20 protein-coding genes are annotated in these 25527 nt (G+C 63.0%); 7 read left to right on the forward strand and 13 right to left on the reverse strand.

Annotation, left to right across the window (positions count from 1 at the left end):
- The first annotated feature begins 154 nt into the window (after positions 1 to 154).
- Complete coding sequence (locus tag ACTJKM_RS14295; protein WP_058326157.1) at positions 155 to 1090, forward strand: IS110 family transposase; 936 nt, start codon at positions 155 to 157, stop codon at positions 1088 to 1090.
- 14 nt (positions 1091 to 1104) lie between these two features.
- Here the strand turns inward: ACTJKM_RS14295 and ACTJKM_RS14300 are convergent, their stop codons facing one another.
- From ACTJKM_RS14300 to ACTJKM_RS14315, 4 genes are all read right to left on the reverse strand, one after another.
- Positions 1105 to 2064 (reverse strand): lysylphosphatidylglycerol synthase transmembrane domain-containing protein, encoded by a 960-nt coding sequence (locus ACTJKM_RS14300; RefSeq protein ID WP_058324485.1) that lies wholly within the window; start codon positions 2062 to 2064, stop codon positions 1105 to 1107.
- A 420-nt stretch (positions 2065 to 2484) separates the two neighbouring features.
- Positions 2485 to 3876, reverse strand: a complete 1392-nt coding sequence (locus ACTJKM_RS14305) for a M20/M25/M40 family metallo-hydrolase (RefSeq protein ID WP_058324486.1) — start codon at positions 3874 to 3876, stop codon at positions 2485 to 2487.
- A gap of 335 nt (positions 3877 to 4211) precedes the next feature.
- Positions 4212 to 4655 (reverse strand): MarR family winged helix-turn-helix transcriptional regulator, encoded by a 444-nt coding sequence (locus tag ACTJKM_RS14310; protein WP_058326159.1) that lies wholly within the window; start codon positions 4653 to 4655, stop codon positions 4212 to 4214.
- Positions 4656 to 5017: 362 nt separating this feature from the next.
- Positions 5018 to 5404, reverse strand: a complete 387-nt coding sequence (locus tag ACTJKM_RS14315) for a hypothetical protein (protein WP_058326160.1) — start codon at positions 5402 to 5404, stop codon at positions 5018 to 5020.
- Positions 5405 to 5495: 91 nt separating this feature from the next.
- On the opposite strand from ACTJKM_RS14315, the gene polA reads away from it, so the two are divergent.
- Together polA and purU are read left to right on the forward strand one after the other, a co-directional pair.
- Positions 5496 to 8504 (forward strand): DNA polymerase I, encoded by a 3009-nt coding sequence (gene polA, locus ACTJKM_RS14320; protein ID WP_113512239.1) that lies wholly within the window; start codon positions 5496 to 5498, stop codon positions 8502 to 8504.
- A gap of 238 nt (positions 8505 to 8742) precedes the next feature.
- Positions 8743 to 9597: a formyltetrahydrofolate deformylase gene (purU, locus tag ACTJKM_RS14325; RefSeq protein WP_058326162.1), complete on the forward strand. Its 855-nt coding sequence runs from the start codon at positions 8743 to 8745 to the stop codon at positions 9595 to 9597.
- Positions 9598 to 9649: 52 nt separating this feature from the next.
- Here purU and ACTJKM_RS14330 read toward each other — a convergent pair whose 3' ends face one another.
- The 9 genes from ACTJKM_RS14330 to ACTJKM_RS14370 form a co-directional block, all read right to left on the reverse strand.
- Positions 9650 to 10294 carry a TetR family transcriptional regulator gene (locus ACTJKM_RS14330; RefSeq protein WP_058324490.1) on the reverse strand — a complete coding sequence of 215 codons (645 nt, stop codon included), beginning with the start codon at positions 10292 to 10294 and terminating at the stop codon, positions 9650 to 9652.
- A 61-nt stretch (positions 10295 to 10355) separates the two neighbouring features.
- Complete coding sequence (locus ACTJKM_RS14335; RefSeq protein ID WP_058326163.1) at positions 10356 to 13496, reverse strand: efflux RND transporter permease subunit; 3141 nt, start codon at positions 13494 to 13496, stop codon at positions 10356 to 10358.
- A 9-nt stretch (positions 13497 to 13505) separates the two neighbouring features.
- Positions 13506 to 14726 carry an efflux RND transporter periplasmic adaptor subunit gene (locus ACTJKM_RS14340; RefSeq protein WP_057247775.1) on the reverse strand — a complete coding sequence of 407 codons (1221 nt, stop codon included), beginning with the start codon at positions 14724 to 14726 and terminating at the stop codon, positions 13506 to 13508.
- 258 nt (positions 14727 to 14984) lie between these two features.
- Positions 14985 to 15986 carry an ABC transporter ATP-binding protein gene (locus tag ACTJKM_RS14345; protein ID WP_058326164.1) on the reverse strand — a complete coding sequence of 334 codons (1002 nt, stop codon included), beginning with the start codon at positions 15984 to 15986 and terminating at the stop codon, positions 14985 to 14987.
- Between the two features lie 13 nt (positions 15987 to 15999).
- A complete protein-coding gene (locus ACTJKM_RS14350; RefSeq protein ID WP_058326165.1) occupies positions 16000 to 17064 on the reverse strand; it encodes a Gfo/Idh/MocA family protein in 1065 nt (354 codons plus the stop codon).
- Positions 17061 to 17900 carry a carbohydrate ABC transporter permease gene (locus ACTJKM_RS14355; protein WP_057247778.1) on the reverse strand — a complete coding sequence of 280 codons (840 nt, stop codon included), beginning with the start codon at positions 17898 to 17900 and terminating at the stop codon, positions 17061 to 17063. Before ACTJKM_RS14355 ends, ACTJKM_RS14350 begins: the two co-directional genes overlap by 4 nt.
- Positions 17901 to 17911: 11 nt before the next feature.
- A complete protein-coding gene (locus ACTJKM_RS14360) occupies positions 17912 to 18862 on the reverse strand; it encodes a carbohydrate ABC transporter permease (protein WP_057248225.1) in 951 nt (316 codons plus the stop codon).
- Positions 18863 to 19228: 366 nt separating this feature from the next.
- Positions 19229 to 20488, reverse strand: coding sequence for an ABC transporter substrate-binding protein (locus tag ACTJKM_RS14365; protein WP_058324494.1), 1260 nt, complete (start codon positions 20486 to 20488; stop codon positions 19229 to 19231).
- 57 nt (positions 20489 to 20545) lie between these two features.
- Positions 20546 to 21442 (reverse strand): N-acetylmuramic acid 6-phosphate etherase, encoded by an 897-nt coding sequence (locus ACTJKM_RS14370; protein ID WP_058326166.1) that lies wholly within the window; start codon positions 21440 to 21442, stop codon positions 20546 to 20548.
- 199 nt (positions 21443 to 21641) lie between these two features.
- Between ACTJKM_RS14370 and ACTJKM_RS14375 the strand changes: the two genes are divergently transcribed.
- From ACTJKM_RS14375 to nagA, 4 genes are read left to right on the forward strand one after another with little or no spacing between them, the layout of a single operon-like run.
- A complete protein-coding gene (locus ACTJKM_RS14375; RefSeq protein WP_058326167.1) occupies positions 21642 to 22526 on the forward strand; it encodes an N-acetylglucosamine kinase in 885 nt (294 codons plus the stop codon).
- Positions 22523 to 23287, forward strand: coding sequence for a GntR family transcriptional regulator (locus ACTJKM_RS14380; RefSeq protein WP_058326168.1), 765 nt, complete (start codon positions 22523 to 22525; stop codon positions 23285 to 23287). Before ACTJKM_RS14375 ends, ACTJKM_RS14380 begins: the two co-directional genes overlap by 4 nt.
- A 28-nt stretch (positions 23288 to 23315) precedes the next feature.
- The gene (locus tag ACTJKM_RS14385) at positions 23316 to 24338 is read left to right on the forward strand and encodes an SIS domain-containing protein (RefSeq protein ID WP_058326169.1); all 1023 of its coding nucleotides are present in this window, start codon (positions 23316 to 23318) and stop codon (positions 24336 to 24338) included.
- Positions 24335 to 25495, forward strand: a complete 1161-nt coding sequence (gene nagA, locus ACTJKM_RS14390) for an N-acetylglucosamine-6-phosphate deacetylase (RefSeq protein ID WP_058326170.1) — start codon at positions 24335 to 24337, stop codon at positions 25493 to 25495. Before ACTJKM_RS14385 ends, nagA begins: the two co-directional genes overlap by 4 nt.
- Positions 25496 to 25527: the final 32 nt, after the last annotated feature.

Raw genomic sequence — 25527 nt, forward strand, 5'->3', positions numbered from 1 at the left:
GTCGCCGCCCTCCCGCAGCGGCGAGGGTCGGATCGTTGGAATTGCGGACCTTTTGATGGGTCGAGCTAGAGTCGGATCGCCCTCGTCTTTCCCTTGAGGCCTGAACGGATACCCGGAGTTCGGCTCCGGATGACAAGCACAGGACAAGCGAAAGATGATGAACGATAGCATCGGGGTCGACATCTCGAAAGACCATCTCGACGTCCACAGGCTGAGCGACGGTGTGAGCCGGCGCTTCGCCAACGACAGCCGTGGCCATAGGACATTGATCGGCTGGTTGGAGCGGCCTGAGCTGCGTATCGTCTACGAGCCGACAGGCCCCTATCATCGGGCCCTTGAGCACAGGCTGGCAGAGGCGGGCTTCGCGCTGGTCAAGGTCAATCCGCGTCAGGCGCGGCGATTTGCCGAGGCCACCGGCAGGCTCGCCAAGACCGACCGGCTGGATGCTGCGATGCTCGCCCGCATGGGGGTGTTGCTCGAACTCGAGGCGCGGCCGGCGCGAGGCCCGACCCTCAACGATCTCAAGGACCTGCACATGGCCCGCGAGGCATTGGTGAAGAACCGAACGGCGGCCAGGAACAGGGCGAAAAACCTGACCTTGCCGATCCTCAAGCGCCACAACGCCGAACAGCTCAGGCAGATCGAGCGCCAGATCGCGGCCCTCGAAAACGAGATCATGGCGCTCATCAAGGTCGATCCCGACCTCGCACGACGCTTCGACATTCTCGTCTCGATCCCGGGCGTGTCAGCAATCACCGCCTTCGCGCTTCTCATCGACATGCCCGAACTCGGTACACTCGACCAGGCCCAGGTCGCTTCCCTCGCCGGCCTCGCTCCGGTCGCTCGCCAGTCCGGACAGTGGATCGGCCGCGCCTTCATCCGCGGCGGCCGGGCCAATGTCCGACGAGCACTCTACATGCCCGCGCTCGTCGCCATCCGCTTCAATCCCGACCTCAAGGCCAAGTACGACCGGCTCAAGGCCGCCGGAAAAGCCTCAAAACTCGCCATTACCGCCGTCATGCGAAAGCTCATCATCATCGCAAACGCATTGCTCAGGGATGGCCGCATATGGGAACCAACCCGTACTTGACCAACACGGATACTCTAGGGAAGGTCGGTCCCTCCCGGGGGAGGGCGTTGTGCCAAGAAGCGTGCCCGCTCGAAAACGAGGATCACCACCAATGCCAGGACAAACGGGATGACTAGGTAGAGCAGGCGGAAGATGGCCAGCGCCGCCAGAACGTCGGCCGGATCCATTTCCGGCAGGGCTGCGATGAAAATCAGCTCGAGCACGCCGAGCCCGCCCGGTGCATGCGAGAGCAGCGCCGCCGAGAACGAGGCGAGGAAGATCCCGAGGATGACGATATAGCCCGGGTTTCCGGCTTCCGGCAGTGCGAAATAGATGATCCCGGCAGCGCCGATCAGTTCCACGGGTGCGATCACCAATTGCCGGAAGACGATCCTCGGCTTCGGGTAGTGAAGGTGGAACCAGCGCGTGCGGAACGATGGCAGCCCGACGAGGCTGCCGATGACATAGAGCCCGATAACGACGAGGATGAGCACGCCTGTGGTCAGCGACATTTCCACCGGCAGGAATTCGGCGAAGCGCTCGATGATGTCGGGTCGCACCAGGAGGACGATGGCCGAAAGCACCAGTGTGCCGAGCGTGAAGGTGAAGGAGCAGAAGGCGACGAGCACGCCGACTTCACCTGGAGAAAGCCCCTTGGAGCGATAGGCCCGGTAGCGAACGACCGCGCCGGAAAAGACCGAGGCACCGAGATTGTGCGACAGCGCGTAGGTCGTGAACGAGCAGAGCGTGATGAACCAGATCGAGATGCGGTGACCGAGATGGTCGAGCGCCAGCCGGTCGTAAGCCGCAAGCGCCGCATAGGCGACCAGTGTCGAGCAGATCGCCAACAGCCAGCTTTTAAGCGAGATCGCGTTGAAGCTTGCGAGGAACTCGTCGAGCGAAAGGCCGCGGAGCTCGTGATAAAGCGCATTCACCGAAAAGAGGATCGCGAGAAGGCCGACAACGGGCCAGAAATAGGTCTGCAGCCTCTTCATACAGGCGCCGCGATCGTTGTGAGGACGTGGGCGAGGCGTTCCGAGGACACTTCTGTTGCAGCTGCCGGAGTGGTTCTCCGAGCGGAGACATCCTGTTTTCTAAGCTGCTTTGTCGTAGCGTCACGCCCGCAGCGCGACGCTTCGGTCCTTACCCTTGCCAATGATCCGATTTCCCTTTGTGATTTGTTTCACAAAAAGGAAGCACCTGAGACCCCTGAGGTCAAGGATTGAGGGTCTGCCGAAACCGGAGAAACCGCCGGGAAACGGTGAAGGGGAAACGGTAAAGCGCGGACACCGCGTCGATCGTTTGGAAATGCGCGCGTGTCGGTTGATGCACTGCGCGTGAGAGCTGCGTGATTGGCGTGTGTGCAACCGCAGTCGAAGGCCGCGGCGAAGCACTTCGCCGCGGCTCTGATGATGTCAAGCGGCGAGCGCGTCCAGGATACGGATCCAGGAGCGGATGCCCTTGTGGTAGGACTGCAGCTCGTACTTCTCGTTCGGCGAATGGATACGGTCGTCGGAAAGGCCGAAGCCGACCAGCAGCGATTCCATGCCGAGCATCTTCTGGAAGTCGCCGACGATCGGGATCGAGCCACCCATGCCGATGATGACGGCCGGCTTCGGCCACTCGTCGGAAAGCGCCACCTTCGCCGTGTTGAGCAGCGGCGATTCGTAAGGAAGGTGGATGGCCGGAGAACCGCCGTGGGCGTGGAACTCGACCGAGCAATCCGCCGGAACCTTGGAGCGGACATAGGCGCGGAACGCTTCGCGGATCTTCTCCGGGTTCTGGTTGCCGACGAGGCGGAAGGAAACCTTCGCCGAAGCCTCGGCCGCAATCACCGTCTTGAAGCCTTCGCCGGTATAGCCGCCGGTGATGCCGTTGACTTCGGCGGTCGGGCGCGCCCAGGTCAGTTCCAGCACCGAGCGGTTCTTTTCGCCCGACGGGATCGACAGGCCGATTTCGCCGAGGAACTTCTCGGCCGTCTGGCCGAGCGTTTCCCAGGCAGCCTTGATCTGGGCCGGGGTCTCTTCGACGCCTTCGTAGAAGCCTGGGAGCGTTACGCGGCTGTTCTCGTCGTGAAGGCCGGCGAGAATGGTGGTGAGGATGCGGATCGGGTTGGCTGCAGCGCCGCCAAAATAGCCGGAATGTAGATCGCGGTCGGCAGCCCTGACGATGACCTCTTCGCCGACGAGGCCGCGCAGGCCCGCGGAGATGGCCGGCGTATCGCGGTCCCACATGCTGGTATCGCAGACCAGCGCATAATCGGCCTTGAGTTCGGCGGCATTGGCTTCCAGGAAAGGCTTCAGCGACGGCGAGCCGGATTCCTCTTCGCCCTCGAACAGAATGGTGACGCGGCAGGGCAGGCCGCCATGGACGTCCTTGTAGGCGCGTACCGCTTCGACGAAGGTCAAGAGCTGCCCCTTGTCATCAGCTGTGCCGCGACCGGTGATCACCTTGCGGCCGGGTTCGATTTCCTTGATGCCCGGCTCGAACGGGTCCGTGTCCCAGAGGTTCAGCGGATCGACCGGCTGGACGTCGTAGTGACCGTAGAACAGCACATGCGGCGCATCAGGCTTGGCAGCATCGTGATGAGCGACGACCATGGGATGGCCGGGGGTGTCGCGCACCGAGGCGGTGAAGCCGAGGCCGTTGAGTTCCGCCACCAGCCATTCGGCTGCCTTGCGGCATTCCGCCTTGAAGGCCGGGTCGGTGGAGATCGACTTGATCCGAACGAGATCGAACAGCCGGTCGAGGCTGTCAGGCAGGTTGGCGTCTGCGCGTTCGAGAACGGGGGTGATATCTGCCATCATGCATATCCTTGCTTCAAGTTTTGCCGGAACCTACTGCATCAATCGCCAAATCGAAATCGATTTGCGCACGAAATCCGTGGGGACGTTCCACTGCATGTCTCCTTTAATCGACTTCGATTTAAGGACAAAGACATGCAGCAAATCAAAGTTCTGCAGCGACCTTTGCGTGTCTGATAAGACGCGCGGCGCTGTAGAGCGGCAGCGACTGACGAGCATTCGACGCTGCGCCTTCAGACACGCAAAGGCGCTGGACGCGCTCGCTCTGGTTTTAGAGCCTAAGGTCATTCGCTTTAAGCCAAATATTTTGATGGATCGATCAGGGGAGGTGCGAAGCTTCAGGCGCGGCCGTCGCCACGTGCCACGCTGGCAAGCGCCATGCGCATATATTCGAGCATCAGCTCGCGCTCGAAATTCCTGAGGCCGGAAAGCAGCGACTGGTCGGCGGCAAGGGCTGCTTCCTTGGCGGCTGCCTCCATCTCCTTTGCCCGTTCGGTTAGGAAGATCTGCTGCGAGCGCTTGTCCTGAGGGTGCTTGCGCCTGATGATGAGCCCGTCGCGCTCCATGCGGGAGAGCGTGTTGGCCATCGTCGCCTGCTCGATGTCGAGGCGATCGAGCAGTTGCTTCTGCGTCAGGCCTTCCTCGGCCCAAAGTTCGAGCAGAATCGGAAACTGACCGGGTGCGAAACCAAGCTTCTGGCCGCGCTCGTGAAGCGCGCGCGAAAAGCTCTTAGCCAGCAGGCTGGCCAGATAGGTCGCAGATTCCATACGATTGAAGGCCATGCCTATCGGTACGCCCGAAGCGTCATGAAGACAAGTTACAATGCAGGCGATGAACCTTGGGAAGCGCTGAGCTCACTTCGATTTGAGCGGACTTTATCGAAAGCCTTGGTGCCAAATAAAAAACCGTCACGGCGCGGAGGCGGCGCCGTGACGGCTTCTTGAAAACGGGACAAAGGCCCGGAGAGGGGGATAAGGCCTTTGTCCTCATCTGGTGCGGGCGGGGGACAGGCCAATCACCAGAAGACGGCATCACTCGGTGCCGTTGACTAAGATTTGAGGAGTCAAATGTGGCTTTTCAAGGATAGCCGGTGCGATTCCGACATTACAAATGCGTAACGTTTGCGTGAAAGCTCACGCACCTCTCAGCGATCCGTCGAGGCCCGATTTCGCAAGGCGAAAATGAGTTCCCCAACGCCGATCGCCATTGCAACCATCATCGCCGTCTTCGCCATTTCGCCAGCTGTTTGATCTGGCGTGATCGATATGACGACAATGAAGGCAACGTTGAGTGCGGCACGGGCTGCTGCATATTCCACCTTCTGCCAACGCGGCCAGGGAGCGCCGTCCGCGCGCTTAAAATGGGTATCGAGGCCCGCCATTGCGAGCAGATAGATGGGTGCGAAAGCCGTCTTGATAACGATAAGGAATGTCGGATTGGCCGACAGGAGCCAGGAAATAAGGAAGCAAAAGACGGCAAAGCCTGAAAGAAGGAGATACTGTTGCAGGGCGTAGCGCACGTCATGCGGCATGGTTGGCCTCCTCTGTGGCAAGTGGAGATTGTAGTGCCCGGCGGGAAAACCGCAATGGACCTTTGCCTCACCCCGCGCTATCCATTTGCCCATGAAAAACGGTGATCATCTCTTCCTCGTCGACGGCTCCGGATTCATCTTCCGGGCGTTCCATGCCATCCCGCCTCTCAACCGCAAATCCGATGGCCTCCCGGTCAATGCGGTATCGGGTTTCTGCAACATGTTGTGGAAGCTGCTCACCGATGCGCGCGACACCTCGGTCGGCGTCACGCCGACCCATTTCGCCGTCATCTTCGATTATTCCTCGAAGACGTTCCGCAACGCGCTCTACGATCAGTACAAGGCCAATCGGACGGCTCCGCCGGAAGACCTCATTCCGCAGTTCGGCCTGATCCGTCACGCGACCCGCGCCTTCAATCTGCCCTGCATCGAAAAGGAAGGCTACGAGGCGGACGATCTGATCGCCACCTATGCGCGCCTTGCCGAGGCGGCCGGCGCGGGTGTCACCATCGTCTCGTCCGACAAGGACCTGATGCAGCTCGTCACGTCGAATGTGTCGATGTACGACAGCATGAAGGACAAGCAGATCTCGATCCCCGAGGTCATCGAGAAATGGGGCGTGCCGCCGGAGAAGATGATCGACCTCCAGGCGATGACCGGTGACTCCACCGACAACGTTCCCGGCATTCCCGGCATCGGCCCGAAGACGGCGGCGCAGCTGCTCGAAGAATATGGCGATCTTGAAACGCTGCTGGCGCGTGCCGGCGAGATCAAGCAGGCCAAGCGCCGCGAGAACATCATCGCCAATGCCGATCTCGCGCGCCTGTCGCGCCAGCTCGTGGAGCTCAAGACCGACACGCCGCTCGATGTCCCGCTGGAAGAGCTGAGCCTGGAGCCGCAGAACGGGCCGAAGCTGATCGCCTTCCTCAAGGCGATGGAATTCACCACCCTGACGCGTCGTGTCGCCGTGGCGACGGGCACGGACGCGGACGCCGTGGAGGCCGCAAGCGTGCCGGTGGAATGGGGCGCGGATGCGCGCGGCCCGGACCTCGACAAGGGAGACGCGGCGACGGCTGTCAGCGAAGGATCCACCGCCAAGGCAGCGGTCCGCGGTGAGGCCGCCGAGGCCGCCGCTGTCCTGTCACGTGCCGGCGAAAAGGATGCGGCAGACGCCACGCCGCAGGCGCTGGCCGCAGCTCGCGCCGAAATCTTCGCCAAGGCACCGTTCGATCACAGCGCCTATGTCACGATCCGTGATGTCGCCACGCTCGACCAGTGGATATCAGCCGCGCACGATGCCGGCGTCGTCGGCTTCGACACGGAAACGAACTCGCTCGATGCCATGCAGGCCGATCTCGTCGGTTTCTCGGTGGCGATCGCCGACCATCGGGCCGACCCAACGGGCACCGCCATCCGGGCGGCCTACGTTCCGCTGATCCACAAGACCGGTGTCGGCGATCTCCTGGGCGGCGGGCTCGCCGAGAACCAGATCCCGGTCGGGGAGGCGCTGAGCCGGCTGAAGCGCCTGCTCGAGGACCCCTCCGTCCTCAAGGTCGCGCAGAACCTGAAATACGATTACCTCGTGATGAAGCGGCACGGCATCACCGTGGAGAGTTTCGACGACACGATGCTCATGTCCTATGTCGTCGATGCCGGCAACGGCACGCACGGCATGGATGCGCTTTCCGAGCGCTGGCTGAACCACAAGCCGATCGCCTACAAGGACATCACCGGCTCCGGCAAGTCGTCGGTGACCTTCGACTTCGTCGATATCGACAGGGCGACTGCCTATGCCGCCGAGGATGCGGACGTCACGCTGAGACTCTGGCACATCCTGAAGGCGCGGCTGGCCGCCAAGGGGCTGACGCGCGTCTATGAACGGCTCGAGCGGCCGCTGGTCGCCGTGCTTGCGCGCATGGAAGATCGCGGCATTACCATTGATCGCCAGATCCTGTCGCGGCTTTCGGGCGAGCTCGCGCAAGGTGCGGCGGCTCTGGAGGACGAGATCTACAAGCTCGCTGGCGAAACCTTCACCATCGGTTCGCCGAAGCAGCTCGGCGACATCCTGTTCGGCAAGATGGGCTTTGCCGGCGGGTCGAAGACGAAGACCGGGCAATGGTCGACCTCGGCGCAGGTACTGGAAGATCTCGCCGCCGAGGGGCACGAGCTGCCGCGCAAGATCGTCGACTGGCGGCAGCTGACCAAGCTCAAATCCACCTACACCGATGCGCTTCCGGGCTTCGTCCACCCGGAGACAAAGCGTGTTCACACGTCTTACGCGCTGGCCGCCACCACGACCGGTCGCCTGTCGTCGTCCGATCCGAACCTGCAGAACATCCCGGTGCGCACCGCCGAAGGCCGCAAGATCCGCACTGCCTTTGTCGCGACGCCCGGCCACAAGCTCGTCTCGGCCGACTATAGCCAGATCGAACTGCGCGTGCTCGCCCATGTCGCCGACATTCCGCAGCTTCGCCAGGCCTTCGCCGACGGCGTCGACATTCATGCGATGACGGCCTCGGAAATGTTCGGCGTTCCGGTCGAGGGCATGCCGGGCGAGATCCGCCGCCGCGCCAAGGCGATCAACTTCGGCATCATCTACGGCATCTCGGCCTTCGGGCTCGCCAACCAGCTGTCGATCGAACGCTCCGAGGCCGGCGACTACATCAAGCGCTATTTCGAGCGCTTCCCGGGCATTCGCGATTACATGGAAGGCACCAAGGTGTTCGCCCGCGAGCACGGTTACGTCGAGACCATCTTCGGTCGCCGGGCACATTATCCGGATATCCGCTCGTCGATCCCGTCGCATCGCGCCTTCAACGAACGCGCCGCGATCAACGCGCCGATCCAGGGCTCGGCCGCCGATATCATCCGCCGCGCCATGGCGAAGATGGAGCCGGCGCTGGCCGAGGCGAAACTCTCGGCCCGCATGTTGCTGCAGGTGCACGACGAACTGATCTTCGAGGTTGAGGACGCCGAGGTGGAAAAGACCATTCCGATCGTCGTCTCGGTGATGGAGAACGCCGCCATGCCGGCGCTCGACATGAAGGTGCCGCTCAAGGTCGATGCGCGCGCCGCGACCAACTGGGACGAGGCGCACTAATCCGAGCGGCCCTGTGCCTGGTTTTCTGATGGAATTCCCTCAGAAAACCTCAAAAGTCATATGCGATGAATCTTGCAGCGCCCGGGGGCATTTAATGCCCTCGGGCGTCTTTCCATCAGGATGATAGAAAGCGTCGGCCGTCGCAGCCGGAACGATTGCCGGCGCGTTCAACTCCCCATAGGCAGCGGTGGGAGGGGGCTCGAGGCCTCATCCGGAACCGCCGCAATCGGAGGAGATCATGGCGCCGAAGACCTTCATTCTTGTGCTTTCCTGCGACGACAAACCCGGCATCGTCGCGGCCGTCACCACCGAGCTTGCCGCGCTCGGCGCGAATATCGCCGAAAGCAACCAGTTCTGGGACACAAAGACCAACAGCTTTTTCATGCGCATCGCATTTCAGGTTGCGGCGAGCGTTCAGGCTGGTGATGTCGAGCGGGCCTTGCGCCCGGCCGTCGAGCGTTTCCAGATGCGGACCGTTCTCGCGGACGCCACAGTGAAGCCGAAGATCCTCATCCTCGTCTCCAGGTTCGATCATGCGCTCCTGCATCTCATCTACCAGATCCGTGTCGGCTGGCTGAACGCGGAGGTCGTTGCCATTGTCTCCAACCACGAGGACAGCCGAGGCGCGGCCGAGGCCGAGGGGCTCGCCTACCACTGTTGGCCGGTATCGAAGGACAACAAGGCCGAACAGGAGGAGAGGCTGTTGCGCCTGGTCCAGGAGACCGGCGCCGATCTCGTCATCCTTGCCCGCTACATGCAGGTCTTTTCGGACAATCTGTCGAAGCGCCTCTACGGCAAGGCGATCAACATCCACCATTCCTTCCTGCCGAGCTTCAAGGGCGCCAAGCCCTATCATCAGGCGCATGAGCGCGGGGTGAAGCTGATCGGCGCGACGGCGCATTACGTCACGCCCGATCTCGACGAGGGTCCGATCATCGAGCAGGAAACCGAGCGCGTCAGCCATGCGCTGACGGCCGAGGACTTCGTCGCCACCGGCCGCGACATCGAAAGCCGCGTGCTTGCCCGGGCCGTCAAGCTGCACCTGGAGCGGCGCGTGATGCTCAACGGTCACAAGACGGTGGTGTTCAGCTAACAGGGTCCGAAAGCATCTGAGCCGGTACCCGCACGGGCGCCGGCTAAGGATGTCAGGGGCGTGCGGCAACGGCGGTTGCCGTGATCGCCGGCGCGCGGAAGCTCGCGAAGAGCCGGCTCAGGCCTTCGCGTCCCTCGGCCGTCAGATCGAAGGGACGGCCGAAAAGCAGCCATTCCGTACAGAGCCCGAGCATCATCCAGTGCAGCGTCCGCGTCGCCGAGGCCGGCGTCCAGCTCTCGTGCATCTGCCCCTTGGCGAGCGCTCGCGAAAAGGCGAGCTCAAGCAGAACGTTGTGGCGCTCGTCGAGTTCTTTCTGGCGGGTCAGGACCTCGCTCATGTCGCCGTCGTAATTGGTACGCAGCATGATCGTCAGAATGCGCTGGCGCTGCTCGTCGGCGGCGAGAACATCGAGCCAGTCGCCCATGGCGCTTTCGAGAATGGAAAGGGTATCGGCGGCTTCCGCCTCGATCTCGCGGGCGACCATGTCTTCCTGCGGCAGGGGCACGGCGTCGTGCAGTGCGAGGAACAGGTCGGTCTTGTTGGCAAAGTGCCAGTAGATGGCACCGCGCGTCACGCCGGCGGCCTTGGCGATTTCTTCCAGCGTCGTGTTCGAGACGCCCTTTTCGTAGAAGACGCGCTCGGCGGCGCACAGGATTTTCTGTCGGGTTACTTCTGCGTCGGCTTTTGTTCGGCGCATTCATTCCTCCTCATCAGACGGCCCGCCGACAGTGGTGTTCAGCGGGCCGTCTGTTGTCGTTTTACTCGGCGGGCGTCGGGTTTTCTGCGGCTGCCGGTGTGTTTTCCACTTTCTTTCGACCGAAGAGCTTCGTGACGAACACGAAGAAGACCGGAACGAAGAAGATGGCGAGCACCGTTGCCGAGATCATCCCGCCCATGACGCCGGTGCCGATGGCGCGCTGGCTGCCGGAGCTCGCACCCGTGGCGATCGCCAGCGGCAGAACGCCGAGCGTGAAGGCCAGCGACGTCATCAGGATCGGCCGGAAGCGAAGATGTGCCGCCTCCAGCGTCGCGTCGATCAGCGACTTGCCCTGCTCGCGCAGTTCCTTGGCAAACTCGATGATCAGGATCGCGTTCTTGGCTGACAGACCGATGATCGCAATCAGGCCCACCTTGAAGTACACGTCGTTCGGCATGTCGCGCATCATCACGGCGAGCACGGAACCGATGACGCCGAGCGGCACCACCATGATCACCGCCACCGGGATTGACCAGCTCTCGTAGAGTGCGGCCAGGCACAGGAACACCAGAAGGCACGACAGCGCGATCAGGAGCGGCGCCTGGGTGCCGGACTGGATTTCCTGCAGGGACTGCCCTGTCCACTCGTAACCGAAGCCTGCAGGCAATTGTCCCGCCAACCGTTGCATCTCTGCGATCGCGTCACCCGAGGAGTAGCCGTGGGCGGCTTCGCCGCTGATACGGACCGACGGGTAGCCGTTATACCCGATCGTCTGGGTCGAGGCCTTGACCCATTCCACGGTCGCGAAGGCCGACAGCGGCACCATGCCGCCATTGGCGTTGCGGACGTTGAGGTTCAGGAGGTCGGCGGTCTGCATGCGCTGACCTTCATCCGCCTGCACCGTCACGCGCTGCATGCGCCCGGCATTGGGGAAGTCGTTGACGTAGGACGAGCCGAGGTTTGTCGAGATCGTCGAGTTGATGTCGGCGAAGGTCACACCGAAGGTGTTGGCCTTCTCGCGGTCGATGGTGACGCTGACCTGGGCCGCGTCCGGCATGCCCTCGAAGCGGACGCCGGTGAGCACCTTGCTCTCGGCGGCCATGCCGAGCAGCTGGTCACGGGCCTGCGACAGTGCCGCCTGGCCGAGACCGCCGCGGTCCTGCAGGCGGAACGAGAAGCCGCCCGTGGTGCCGAGGCCCTGGATCGCCGGCGGCGACAGCGCGAAGCTGATCGCGTCCTTGATCTGGCTCATCGCCATCGTCGCGCGCATGGCGATCGACTGTGCGGCGTTGTTGGCGTCGCGCTCCTTCCAGTCCTTGAGCGTCACGAAGGCAAGTGCCGCGTTCTGGCCGGTACCGAAGAAGGAGAAGCCGTTGATCGCGATGATGCGTTCGACGGCCGGCTCCTGGCCGAAGATCTTCTCGGCCTGCTCCACCACCTCGGTCGTGCGGTTGCCGGTCGCTTCCGACGGCAGCTGCATCATGACGATCACGAAGCCCTGGTCTTCGTCCGGCAGGAACGACGACGGCAGCTTCATGAACAGCCAGCCGAGACCGGCCAGCACGGCCACGTAGACGATCATGTAGCGGCCGGTCCGGTGGACAAGGCGCTTCACGATGCCGCTATAGCCGTGCGAGGTCTTGTCGAAGCTGCGGTTGAACCAGCCGAAGAAGCCGCGCTTGGCGTGGTGATGGCCCTTCGGCACCTGCTTCAGGAAGCTCGCGCAGAGCGCCGGTGTCAGCGAAAGGGCAAGCAGCGCCGAGAACAGGATCGAGACGACCATCGTCAGCGAGAACTGGCGATAGATCACGCCGACGGCGCCCGGGAAGAAGGCCATCGGGATGAACACGGAGGCGAGAACCAGCGTGATGCCGATGACGGCGCCGGTGATCTGCTTCATCGCCTTGCGGGTTGCTTCCTTCGGCGTCAGTCCTTCCTCGGACATGATGCGCTCGACGTTTTCGACGACGATGATCGCATCGTCGACGAGAATGCCGATCGCCAGCACCATGCCGAACATGGTCAGAACGTTGATCGAGAAGCCCATCGCCAGCATGACCGCGCAGGTGCCGAGCAGGGCGACAGGCACGACGAGCGTCGGGATGATGGTGTAGCGGATGTTCTGCAGGAACAGGAACATCACGATGAACACCAGCGCGACCGCTTCGACCAGCGTCGAAAGCACCTTCTCGATCGAGACGGCGACGAAGGGCGAAGTATCGTAGGGGACCGAATATTCGAGGCCCTGCGGGAAGAACTTCGCCAGTTCGTCCATGCGTTCCTTGATGGCCGCGGAGGTCGACATGGCGTTGCCGCTCGGCGACAGCTGGACGGCGATGGCCGCGGACGGCTTGCCGTTGAGCCGCGTCGAGAAGGCGTAGCTTTCGCCGCCGATTTCGATACGGGCGACGTCGCGCAGGCGAACGGACGAACCATCCGGATTGGCGCGAAGCACGATCGCGCCGAACTCTTCGGCGCTTTCCAGCTGGCCCTTGACGACAACGGGCGCGCTGATCTGCTGGCTGATCGGGTTCGGTTGTGCGCCGATCGAACCGGAGGCAATCTGGGCGTTCTGCGCCGTGATCGCGTTCGTCACGTCCGCCGCGGTCAGGTTCAGACCCAGCATCTTGTCCGGGTCGAGCCAGACGCGCATCGAACGTTCGGTGGCAAAAAGCTGTGCTCGGCCGACGCCGGGCACACGCTGGATTTCGCTCAGAACGTTGCGGCTGAGATAATCGCCGAGGCCGATGGCATCCATCGAGCCGTCGGTCGAGGTCAGGGCCACGATCATCAGGAAGCCGGAACCGGCTTCATCGACCTGAACGCCCTGGCGCTTGACCGAATCGGGCAGGCGCGGCTCGACGCGGCGAACGCGGTTCTGAATGTCGACCGCTGCCTGTCCCGGATCGGTGCCGGGTGCGAAAGTGGCGCTGATTTCGACCGAACCGGAGGCGCTGGAGGTCGATTCGAAATAGAGCAGGCCTTCGACGCCGTTCAACTCGTCTTCGATCAGTCGCGTAACGCTCTGATAGGTGTCCTGCGACGAGGCGCCGGGGTAGCTCGTGTTGATAGAGATCTGCGGCGGTGCGACGTCAGGATATTGCGATACCGGCAGAAGCGGGATCGCAATGACGCCGGCGACCATGATGAAGATCGCCACCACCCAGGCAAAAATAGGCCTGTCGATGAAAAAACTGGGCATCAATCAAACTCACTTTGTAGCTTCGGCAGGCTTTTCGTCGGCAGAGGCCGTCGTCTGGGCTGCTTCTGCCGCAGGCTTGGCATCCGGGTTCCAGTCCGTCGGCTCGACCGGGGCGCCGGGGCCGATCTTCTGGAAGCCTTCGACGATGACCTTCTCGCCGGCCTTGAGGCCGGAGGTCACCTGCCAGCGGGTGCCGATGGTTCGGCCGAGCGTCACATTGCGGAACTCGACCTTGTTGTCGGCGGCAACGACGTAGACCTGCGATTGGCCGGCATTGTTGCGCTGGACCGCCTGCTGCGGGACGGTGATCGCATCCTTCTCGACGCCCTGCTGGACGAGCACGCGCACATACATGCCGGGAAGCAGGTCGTTTTCGGGGTTCGGGAACTCGCCACGCAGCGTCACCTGGCCGGTCGTCGCATCGACGGCCGCTTCGGAGAACAGCAGCTTGCCCTTGTGCTCGTAAGCCGTGCCGTCGTCGAGCACGAGCTGGACTTCGGCTTCTTCGTCGCCGCTCAGCATCTTGCCGTCCTCGAGCGCCTTCCGCAGGCGGATGAGGTCGGTCGCCGACTGGGTGAAGTCGGCATAGAGCGGGTCGAGCTGCTGGATCGTCGCGAGATTTTCCGAGCTGTTGGTGCTGACGAGCGCGCCTTCGGTGATCATCGCGCGACCGATGCGACCGCTGATCGGTGCCGTCACGTCGGCATATTGCAGGTCGAGTTTCGCTGCCGCGAGGCCGGCCTCGGCGATCGCAACATCGGCGTCGGCGGTCGCGAGCAGGGCCGCCGCATCTTCCAACTGCTGCGCGGCGACGACGTTCGCCTTCTTCAGCTGTTCCTGGCGGTCAGCTTTCTGCTGGGCCTGCAGGCGCACGGACTGGGCGCGCCGCAGCGTCGCCTCGGCCTTTTCGACCTGCACACGGAAGGGGGCCGGATCGATGCGGTAGAGCACGTCGCCCTCATTGACCTTGGAGCCCTGCTGGAAGACGCGCTCGACGACGATGCCGGAGACGCGCGGGCGGACCTCGGCGACGCGTGTCGCGGTGATGCGGCCGGGGAGCTCGTTGGTGATCGGCAGCGTTTCGGTCTTGGTCGTGAAGACCGCGACCGCGGACGGTGGGAATGCGGCGGCGGCCGGCTGCTCGTCCTCTTTCTGGCAACCGGAAAGAAGAATCACAGTTGCCAAGGCGGCGGCCAGTGTCGGTCGGTTCATGCGCATAGCGATGTCCATATTCGGTGACCGCAGGCAACGGCTGCATCTCGCAAGGTGCCCGGGCGGTCCGGAAGTGAAGGGGAGCGGAACCGGTATCAGGTTCGGCAAATACCGGAAAGCTAATATACAAACACAAATGTATGTTAATTCGCTTTGCAGTGCAACAGCGTGATGCGGTGCGTCGAATCAAAAAATAATTCAGCCGCCACAGGGATTTAGTCCTTGTGGCGGCTGGTTTTCACGTAGCTGTGATGGGGCGTCGGCCCTAAAATGGGCTCAGGCGAGAACGCGATCGTCGTCGCCGAAACGGTGCATGCTACCCACCATCGGCGTCGCATAGACGATATCGTCAGGTGCATAGCGATGCTCGCCGAAGAGGCGCACGGTGATGGTGCCGACCTGTTCGGAATCGATGTAGACGATGGTGTCTGCACCAAGATGTTCGACGTGGACCACCTTGCCCTTCCAGTCGCCGCTTTCACGCGAAAGCGCCATATGCTCGGGACGGATGCCGATGGTCTTGGCGCTGATATCGCCGAGCCGTGCGCCCTCGATGAAGTTCATCTGCGGCGAGCCGATGAAGCCGGCGACGAAGACGTTTGCCGGCCGGTTGTAGAGGTCCATCGGCGAGCCGATCTGTTCGATCTGGCCGGCGTTCAAGACGACGATCTTGTCGGCGAGCGTCATCGCCTCCACCTGGTCGTGGGTCACGTAGATCATCGTCGCCTTCAGGCTGCGGTGCAGCCGGGCGATCTCGAGCCGGGTGTTGACGCGCAGCGCCGCATCGAGGTTGGAGAGCGGCTCGTCAAACAGAAAGAGCTTCGGTTCGCGCACGATCGCACGGCCGATCGCCACGCGCTGGCGCTGGCCGCCGGAGAGTTCGGCCGGGCGCCGGGCAAGATAGGGATCAAGCGATAGCATGTTCGCCGCCTTGCCGACCTTGTCGTCGATCTCTGCTTTCGGCTTGCCGGCCTGCTTGAGGCCAAGGCCCATATTGTCCTTCACCGTCAGGTGCGGATAGAGCGCGTAGGACTGGAACACCATGGCGATGCCGCGCTTGGCAGGCGCCACGTGGCCGACCTCGGTGCCGTCGATCTGCACGCTGCCGGAGGTCGCGTCCTCGAGGCCGGCGATGGTGCGCAGCAAGGTCGACTTGCCGCAGCCGGACGGGCCGACGAAGATGACGAACTCGCCGTCCTTCACCTCGAGGTCGATGCCCTTCAGCACTTCATGGCTGCCATAGGCCTTGCGGATGGATTTGAGTTGAAGCGATCCCACCTGGTTGCCCCCTTTAGAGTTTGACTGGTCTGCCGGTGCGCACGCTTTCGTCTGCGGCAAGGCAGATGCGCAGCGACTGCACGGCGTCGTTCATGTGACGGTCGAGGTCGATGTCTTCGCGAATGGCTTTCAGGACATAGGCCTGCTCGCGGTCGCAGAGTTCCTGGTGCCCGGGCTCGCCGTCCATCTTGAGATCCTCATCGGCCCTCAGGAAGCGACCATTGGGACCGGTTTCGGCGTTGTGCAGCCGGATCACCGCGGTCTTGGTATGCATGTCGATGTCGTCCGACTTGGCGTTCTGGTCCATGACGATCGACACGGAGCCCTTCGGTGACATCACGTCCTTCACGAAGAAGGCCGTTTCCGAGATCATCGGACCCCAGCCGGCTTCGTACCAGCCGGCCGAACCGTCCTCGAAGATCACCTGCAGGTGGCCGTAATTGTACATGTCGGGGGCGATCTCGTCGGAGAGGCGAAGTCCCATGCCGCGCACTTCCACCGGCTTTGCGTCGGTGATCTGGCACATGACGTCGACATAGTGCACGCCGCAGTCGACGATCGGCGACGTCGTCTTCATCAGCGACTTGTGGGTCTCCCAGGTCGGTCCGCTCGACTGCTGGTTCAGGTTCATGCGGAAGACATAGGGGCCACCGAGCTTGCGCGCCTCGGCGATCAGCCGGATCCACGAGGGGTGGTGGCGCAGGATATAGCCGATCACCAGCTTGCGACCGTGCTTTTTCGCCGCCGCGACGACGCGCTCGGCGTCGGCAACGGTGGTTGCGAGCGGCTTTTCGACGAAGACGTCGGCACCGGCTTCAAACGCCATGACAGCAAAGTCGGCATGGCTGTCCGAATAGGTGCAGATCGAGCAGAGATCCGGCTTCAGCTCGGTCAGTGCCGTCTTGAAGTCGGGATGGATCTGGTAGCTGCCAAGCTCTTCCGGCAGCGGCACCTTTGAGCGGTTGACGAGGCCGACGATCTCGAAACCGGGGTTGTTGTGATAGGCGAGCGCATGGCTGCGCCCCATGTTGCCGAGCCCTGCGACGAGGACCCGGACGGGTTTGCTGCTTGCACTCACTTGACTGCTCCTGCCGTGATGCCGCGGATCAGCTGCCGCGAGAAGATGACGTAGAGAACGAGGACCGGAAGGATGGCGAGCGAGAGGGCCGCCAGAACCGCATTCCAGTTGGTGACGAACTGGCCGATGAAGATCTGCGAGCCGAGCGTCACCGTTTTGGTCGCCTCCGCCGGGGCCAGGATCAGCGGGAACCAGAGGTCGTTCCAGATCGGGATCATCGTGAACACCGCGACAGTCGCCATGGCCGGCCGCACCAGCGGCAGAACCAGGCGGAAGAAGATCGAGTATTCCGAAAGCCCGTCGATGCGCCCCGCGTTCTTCAGGTCATCCGAGACCGTGCGCATGAACTCCGAGAGGATGAAGATCGCGAGTGGCAACCCTTGCGCCGTGTAGACCAGGATCAGCGCCGTCAGCGTGTTGACCAGATTGGCGGCGACCATGCCCTGGAGAATGGCGACGGTGCCGAGACGGATCGGGATCATGATGCCGATCGCAAGATAGAGGCCCATCACCGTGTTGCCGCGGAAACGGTATTCCGACAGCGCGAAGGCGGCCATCGCCCCGAAGAGCAGCACCAGTGCGATCGAGACGATCGTGACGATGAAGCTGTTCTGGAAATAGGTGGCGAAATCGCCCTGGCCGAGGACCGTTTCATAGCCGATCAGGCTGAAGGTCTGCGGCGTCGGGATCGTCAGCGGCGCCCTGAAGATCGCGTTGCGATCCTTGAACGAGTTGATGATCGTCAGGAACACTGGGAACAGCGACACCAGCGTGTAGGCGATCAGCGCCACGTGGACGAAGCCGGTGCGGAGGAAAGAATCGCGTGCTTTCGACATCTCCGGTCTCCTCAAAACTGGTAGCGGCGCATGCGGCGCTGAATGACGAAGAGGTAGAGCGACACGCCGGCGAGGATGATCAGGAACATCACCGTGGCGATCGTCGCGCCCATGGAGCGGTCACCGAGCTGCAGCTGGAAACCGAAGAAGGTGCGGTAAAGCAACGTGCCGAGAATGTCGGTCGAACCATCAGGCCCGGCGAGCGCGCCCTGCACCGTGTAGACCAGGTCGAAGGCGTTGAAGTTGCCGACGAAGGTCAGGATCGAGATGATGCCGATGGCCGGCAGGATCAGCGGCAGCTTGATCTTCCAGAACTGGCTCCAGCCGGTGACGCCGTCGCATTCGGCAGCCTCGATCACCTCATCGGGAATGTTGAGCAGCGCTGCGTAGATCAGCATCATCGGGATGCCGACATATTGCCAGACCGAGATCAGCGACACGGCGATGAGGGCCGAGCCCGGCTTTCCGAGCCAGGGCGCAAACAGCGACTTCAGGCCAACGAGGTCGAGTATCCAGGGCGACACGCCCCAGATCGGCGACAGGATCAGCTTCCAGATGAAGCCGACGATCACGAAGGAGAGCAGCGTCGGCAGGAAGATCGCCGTGCGGTAGAAGGTGACGAAGCGCAGCTTCGGGATCGACAGCATGGCGGCGAGGGCGACGCCGATCGGGTTTTGCACGCACATGTGGATGATGAAGAAGATGACGTTGTTCTTCAGCGCGTTCCAGAAGTCGTGGGCCCAGCGCTCTTCCCCAAACAGCGTCTGGAAATTGGCAAGGCCGACGAAAGCCGGCTGTCCGTCAACCGTGTTGTACAGAGAGAGCCTGAGCGTCTCGATCAGCGGCAGGATCATCACCGCCGAATAGACCAGGAAGGCCGGCAGCAGGAAAACGAGGATGTGCCAGCGCTTCGGCCGCCTTGCGGTCGGCTGTCCGTCTTGCACTGAAAGAGCGTCACTCATTGGTCCATCCGTTTCTAGAAGACCGGTCCCCAGACAGTCACGATGCGCATCGACGCCACACGGCCGGTCTCGCCGCATGCCATCTGCCCTTTTTGCGAGGGCTCATGACGAAGGTTAAGTCTATCGCGTTCTTTTGCAAACGACTGCGTCGGTGGCCTCCCACGATGGGAGGCCTGTGACGCGACGGCTGGGGGAGTGCCTCATCGGCCAATGTCGCCCCGCCCGGCCTTGCTGCAACTGTCCCAAGGACAAAACATGCAGCAATTCAAACTGCTACGGCGCCCTTCTGCGTCCGACAGGACACGGGTGCCGTAGGGCCGACCCTCCCCAAAAAGGGGAGGGAACCTGTTGCGCTTACGTCTCTTCTCACTTCGCCGGCTTGTACCAGGAGTCGAGGCCCTTCTGCAGCTTCTCGGCGGCAACCTCCGGCGTATCCGTGCCGTTGATTACGTTGGCCGACTCGACCCAGGTCTCGTTTTCGAGGCTCGGCGTGCCGCGCGCCAGGATCTGGTAGGTCGAGCGGATCGTCGGCTTGCACTTTTCGCGCCAGGAGACGAATTCCTGAGCGAGCGGATCGGTCATCTTCACCGGGGTGGAGTTGAGGCTGAAGAAGCCCGGCAGTGCATTGGCGTAGATGTCGGCGAACTCAGGCGAAGCAACCCAGGTCAGGAAGGTCTTGGCCTGTTCGGCATGTGCGCTCTTGGCATTGAGGCCGATGCCGATGTCGTTGTGGTCCGAGATGTAGCAGGTGTCGCCGGCGTTTTTGACCGGCGGCGGGAAGGCGCCCATCTTGAACTGTGCCTGGGTGTTGAACAGGCCGATTTCCCACGAGCCGGCCGGATAGATCGCGGCGCGGCCGAGCGTGAAGAGGTTCTGGCTGTCCGGATAGGTCTGGGCTTCGAAGCCGTCGCCGAGATAGTCCTTCCACTTGGCGAGAACGCGGTAGGGCTCGACCCACGGTTCGTCGGTCAGCTTCTGCTCGCCCTTGATCAGCGCAGCGCGGCCTTCTTCGCCCTTCCAGTAGTTCGGGCCGATGTTCTGGTAGCCCATGGTTGCGGCTTCCCAGAGGTCCTTGGTGCCCATCGCCATCGGGATGTAGTTGCCGTCGGCCTTGATCTTGTCGAGGGCGGCGAAGAATTCCGCTTCCGTCGTCGGGATCTGGATGCCGAGCTGGTCGAAGGCGTCCTTGTTGTAGATGAAGCCGTGGATGACTGAAGCCATCGGCACGCAGAAGGTGGACTTGCCGTCATCGGTGGTCCAGGCGGACTTGGCGACCGGCGAGAAGTTTTCCATGCCCGGCAGCGCCGTCAGGTCGGCAAGGTGCTTCTTGTTGTAGAGTTCGAGCGAGACGTCGAACGGACGGCAGGTAACGAGGTCACCCGCGGAGCCGGCATCGAGCTTGGCGTTCAGCGCCGCATTGTATTCGGTCGGCGCCATCGGGGCGAACTTGACCTTGATGCCCGGGTTCTTCGCTTCGAAGGCAGGGATAAGTTTTTCCTGCCAGATCGCCAGGTCGTCGTTGCGCCAGCTTTCGATGGTCAGCGTCACGTCCTCGGCGTGCGCCAGCCCGGCCGTGCCGAGAATGCTCGAAGCGAGCAGCAGGCCTTTGATTGTTGTACGGGTCATGCAGGTTCTCCCTTTTTATAGGCGCCGCTTTGGCGCGGTTTGGATCCCAGAATTGATTCAGGCCGAGACGATATCGATCGCCCGGCGCAGGTTCTGCTTCGCCTCTTTCAGAGCGGCGTCCGCGGCTGCGACGTCCTTCGCGCCCGAGGCGAGAAGGATCGCGACCTTGACCGAGCCGGAAGCCTCGTTGATCAGCCGGCCGGCCTCAGTGGCGCTGATGCCGGTGATGTCGGTGACGATGCGGATCGCGCGGCCGTGCAGCTTGATATTGTCGGCGCGCAGGTTGACCATGTGGCCGTCGAGCACGTGGCCGAGATGGATGCCGACCAGTGTCGAGAACATGTTGAAGGCGATCTTCTGTGCGGTGCCGGCGCCCATGCGGGTCGAGCCGGAGACCACTTCCGGCGGCGTCTGCAAGAGGATCGAGACGTCCGCGTCCTTGAAGAGCGCCGCACCCGGATTGTTGGCGACGGCGATTACCTTGGCGCCGCGCTTGCGGGCCTCGTCGGCGGCGGCAAGCGCGTAAGGGGTGGAACCGCTTGCGGAAACGGAAACGAGACAGTCGCCCGCGCCGATGCCCGCCTTGCGCACGTCCTCTCGGGCGAGGTCCATGTCGTCCTCATAACCGCCCGCGAGGTCGCTGAGGCTGGCAGCGCCGCCGGCAAGCAGGATGACGATCTGATCCTGTGCAATGCCATAGGTGCCGGGCAGTTCGAGCGCGTCGGCCATCGCCATGAGGCCGGAACTGCCGGCGCCCGCATAGGCAAGACGCCGCCCGGAGCTGAGCGCTTCGGCGGCAATCGAGGCGGCGGCGGAGATCGACTCAATCGCCGCATCGACGGCCTTGGCCGCTGCCTGCTGGCCGGCGGCGAGCAGTCGCAGCGCCAGCGCCGGATGCATAAGATCCAGGCCCTTGGCGTTGTCGTGACGCTCTTCGGTCTTTGCTGACGGCATGGGTCATGTCTCCTCTCGGTTGAAATTAATGCCAAAAAAATACCAATTGTCCAGCAGAATTTAACTTTTGGCGTCCGAAAAAACCGATCGTCTAAATTAGTCTTTAAATTTCAATGAATTGCAACGAAATCGAAAGCGTGGGCGGATTCGGACTTGGTTATTGGTATTTTTTTGGTATCCTCAATGGGCGGAGGTACTCATGACAAATTACCTGATAGGAATCGACGGGGGCGGGACGAGCTGCCGGGCTGCCGTGGCAACGGCAGATGGGCGCATTCTCGGGCGTGGCAAGGCCGGCGCCGCCAATATCCTGACAGACCCGGAAACCGCGCTCGCCAATATCGGCGGAGCCGCCCGCGCAGCCTTTGAAGAGGCGGGCCTCGATCCTGAGGGCATTGCCGCCGCCAAGGCGATCGTCGGTGTGGCCGGACATAATGTCGGCGATGCCGTGCATTACGTAAAGCGTCGTCTGCCCTTCGCCGCCGCGGATATCGAATCCGACGGTTTGATCGCGCTGCAGGGTGCGCTCGGCAACCAGGATGGCGCGGTCGCCATCCTCGGTACGGGCACCATCTATATTTTGCGCCAGGGAGATACGGTCAGTTATGTCGGCGGCTGGGGTTTCACCATCGGCGACCATGGCAGCGGAGCCCGCATCGGCCATGCGCTTCTGCAGGAAAGCCTGCTTGCCTTCGACAGTATTCATGCAGCTTCCGCGGTCACGGATAGCGTTCTGGCCGAATTCAACAACGACGCGCGCGATGTCGTCGATTTTGCCCGTCTTGCGAAGCCCGGCGAGTTCGGCCGCTATGCGCCGCGGGTCTTCGAAGGGGCTGCCGCAGGCGATCCCGTCGCCGTGCGGATCCTGAAGGCCGCCGCACTTACGGTGGATGAGGCGCTGGATGTCGTGGTTGCACGAGGCTGCGAGAGGCTGTGTCTGCTTGGCGGATTGGCGCCGCTCTATCGCCCCTGGCTTGCCGAGCGCCATCAGGCGTTGCTCGTCGAGGCCGAGGCGGACGCACTGACCGGGTCGGTCGCTCTGGCCGCGCAACGGTTTGGCTCACAGGCGAGGGCGAGTGCATGACGCACCAGCTCGCTTCCATTCTGCCGCTCGAGGGCCTGCTGTCCGGAGGATCGGGGCCGCTCTATCTCAAGCTTCGGCAATCGCTCGAAGACGCAATCCAGTCGGGCAAGCTCAACCATGGCGACGCCTTGCCGCCAGAGCGCGACCTTGCCGACTATGCCAACATCAGCCGCGTGACCGTGCGCAAGGCGGTGGACGATCTGGTGCGCGATGGGCTGCTGGTTCGCCGCCACGGTTCCGGCACCTTTGTCGTCAAGCCGGTCTCCAAGGTGCAGCAATCTCTGTCGCGGTTGACGTCGTTCACCGAAGACATGGCGCGCCGCGGGTTGAACACCCATGCGCGCTGGCTGGAACGCGGCCTGTTTCATCCTTCGCCGGATGAGATGATGGCGCTTGGCCTTCCCGCTGACGCGCTGGTTGCCCGTCTCGGGCGCCTGCGAATCGCCGACGACATGCCGCTTGCGATCGAGCGCGCCAGCATCTCCGCGGAGTTCCTGCCGGACCCGCAGGCCGTTACCTCGTCGCTCTATTCGGCGCTGGACAAGACGCGGTCCCGTCCGGTTCGTGCCGTTCAGCGCATCTCCGCCTGCAACATCAAGGACCCGGATGCCTCGATGCTCGGCGTTGCCGTTGGCTCGGCCGGCCTTTCCATCGAACGCGTCTCCTATCTCGCATCGGGACGCGTCGTCGAATTCACCCGCTCGCTCTACCGGGGCGATGCCTATGACTTTGTCGCGGAACTGACGCTGTCGGAATCCTAAAGCGACCGCCCGCAGAAAGGAATTGACCATGCAGACCAATATGCGCCGAGAAATCGACGAGATCCCCGAAGCCGCCCAGCGCCTGCTGGAACGCTCGGCCGATCAGCTCAAGGCCGCCGGCGCGGCACTCCGCGTCAAGGATCCGGCCTTCCTGGTCACGATCGCCCGCGGCTCCTCCGATCATGCCGCGCTTTTCCTCAAATATGCGATCGAGCTGCAGGCCGGTCGACCGGTCGCCTCGCTCGGCCCGTCGCTCGCCTCGATCTACGGCGCCAAGCTGAAGCTCGGCGGTGCCGCGGCGATCGCGATTTCGCAGTCGGGCAAGAGCCCGGATATCGTCGCTATGGCCCAGGCCGCGACCGATGCCGGCGCCGTCTCGATCGCGCTCACCAACACGCTGCCCTCGCCGATCTCCGAGGCCTGCACCAACCCTCTCGACATTCTCGCCGGTCCGGAAATCGCCGTTGCGGCCACCAAGTCCTACGTCAATTCGATCGTCGCCGGCCTTGCCGTGCTCGGCGAATGGACCGGTGACGCAGCGCTTAAGCGGGCAGTCACCGATCTGCCGAACCAGTTTGCGAAGGCCGTCAAGCTCGACTGGCAGGCCTTTGCCGACGATCTCGGCGAGGCGGAATCGCTCTATGTGCTCGGCCGTGGCCCGGCGCTTGCGATCGCCAGCGAGGCGGCGCTGAAGTTCAAGGAAACCTCCGGCATGCATGCGGAAGCCTATTCCGCGGCCGAAGTTCTGCACGGGCCGGTGGCGCTCGTCGGCGCCAAGTTCCCGGTGCTGACGCTTGCGGCCCGTGATGCAGCCGAAACTTCGGTCGCCGGCATTGCCGACGGTATGGCCGAAAAGGGCGCAGTGGTTCATGTTACATCGAGCCTTGCCGGCAAGGCCAAGCGCCTGCCGTTCGTCGAGACGGGCCACCCGATCACCGACGCGCTGACCTTGATCCTGCCGTTCTATGGCTTCGTCGAAGCCTGGTCGCGCTCGCGCGGTCTCAACCCCGACGCACCGGCGAGCCTCAAGAAGGTAACGGAGACGAGATGAGCGAGAGGAAAGCAATCACCGGCGCCCGCCTGTTCGACGGCGTCGAATGGCATGACGGCTGTGCTCTCGTGATCGAGGCCGGCCGCGTCAAGGCGATCGTGGCAGTGGCGGACGTCCCCGCCGATGCCAAAAAAATCGATGCGCATGGCATGCTGCTCGTGCCGGGCTTCATCGACCTGCAGGTCAACGGCGGCGGTGGTGCGCTTCTGAACGAAGAACCGTCCGTCGAGGGTATCCGGCAGATCTGTTCGGCGCATGCCAAGTTCGGCACCACCGCACTGCTGCCGACGCTGATCACCGACACACGCGAAATCAGAAGCGCCACCATCAAGGCGGGTCTCGACGCCAAGGCCGCTGGCGTGCCGGGTTTCCTCGGGCTGCATCTCGAAGGTCCGCATCTCTCGGTCGCACGCAAGGGCGCCCATGATCCGAAGCTGATCCGCCCGATGGACGATGCCGATCTCGCCGAAATGCTCGATTGCGCCAAGGCGCTCGGCGTGCTGATGGTGACCGTCGCCCCGGAAAACGCCACCCGGGAACAGGTGCGGGCGCTGGCCGAAGCCGGCGCCGTCGTCAGCCTCGGCCACACCGATGTCGGTTACGAAACTGCCGTCGCCTATGCCAAGGCGGGCGCAAGGACGGTGACCCATCTTTTCAACGCCATGAGCGGCCTTGGCCATCGCGAGCCTGGCGTGGTCGGCGCGGCACTTGCCACCGGCACCTTGCATGCGGGCCTGATTGCCGACGGCTACCATGTCGAGCCGGCCTCGATGGGCGTGGCGCTGCGCGCAAAAGTCGGCCCGGGCCAGATCTTCCTGGTGACCGACGCGATGTCGCCGATCGGCACGGACATGACCAGCTTCCAGCTGAACGGCCGCGAGATCCTGCGCGAAGGCGGTCGCCTGACGCTTGCCGACGGTACGCTCGCCGGCGCCGACATCGACATGCTGTCGTCGGTCCGTTTCGTGCACGACAAGCTCGGCCTGCCGGTGGAAGAAGCCTTGCGGATGGCCTCCGCCTATCCGGCCGATGCCATGGGTCTCGCCACCCACAAGGGACGGCTGAAGCCCGGCGCCGATGCGGATTTCGTGCTTTTGACGCCGGAGCTCGGCATGAGCTCTACCTGGATCGGCGGCACGCAGGTCTACGCAGCCTGATCATAACGCATCAAGCAAAAGCCCCGGACAGC

It is taken from the genome of Ensifer sp. 22460 (assembly GCF_052044935.1).
In the GTDB taxonomy this organism is placed as follows: Bacteria; Pseudomonadota; Alphaproteobacteria; order Rhizobiales; family Rhizobiaceae; genus Ensifer.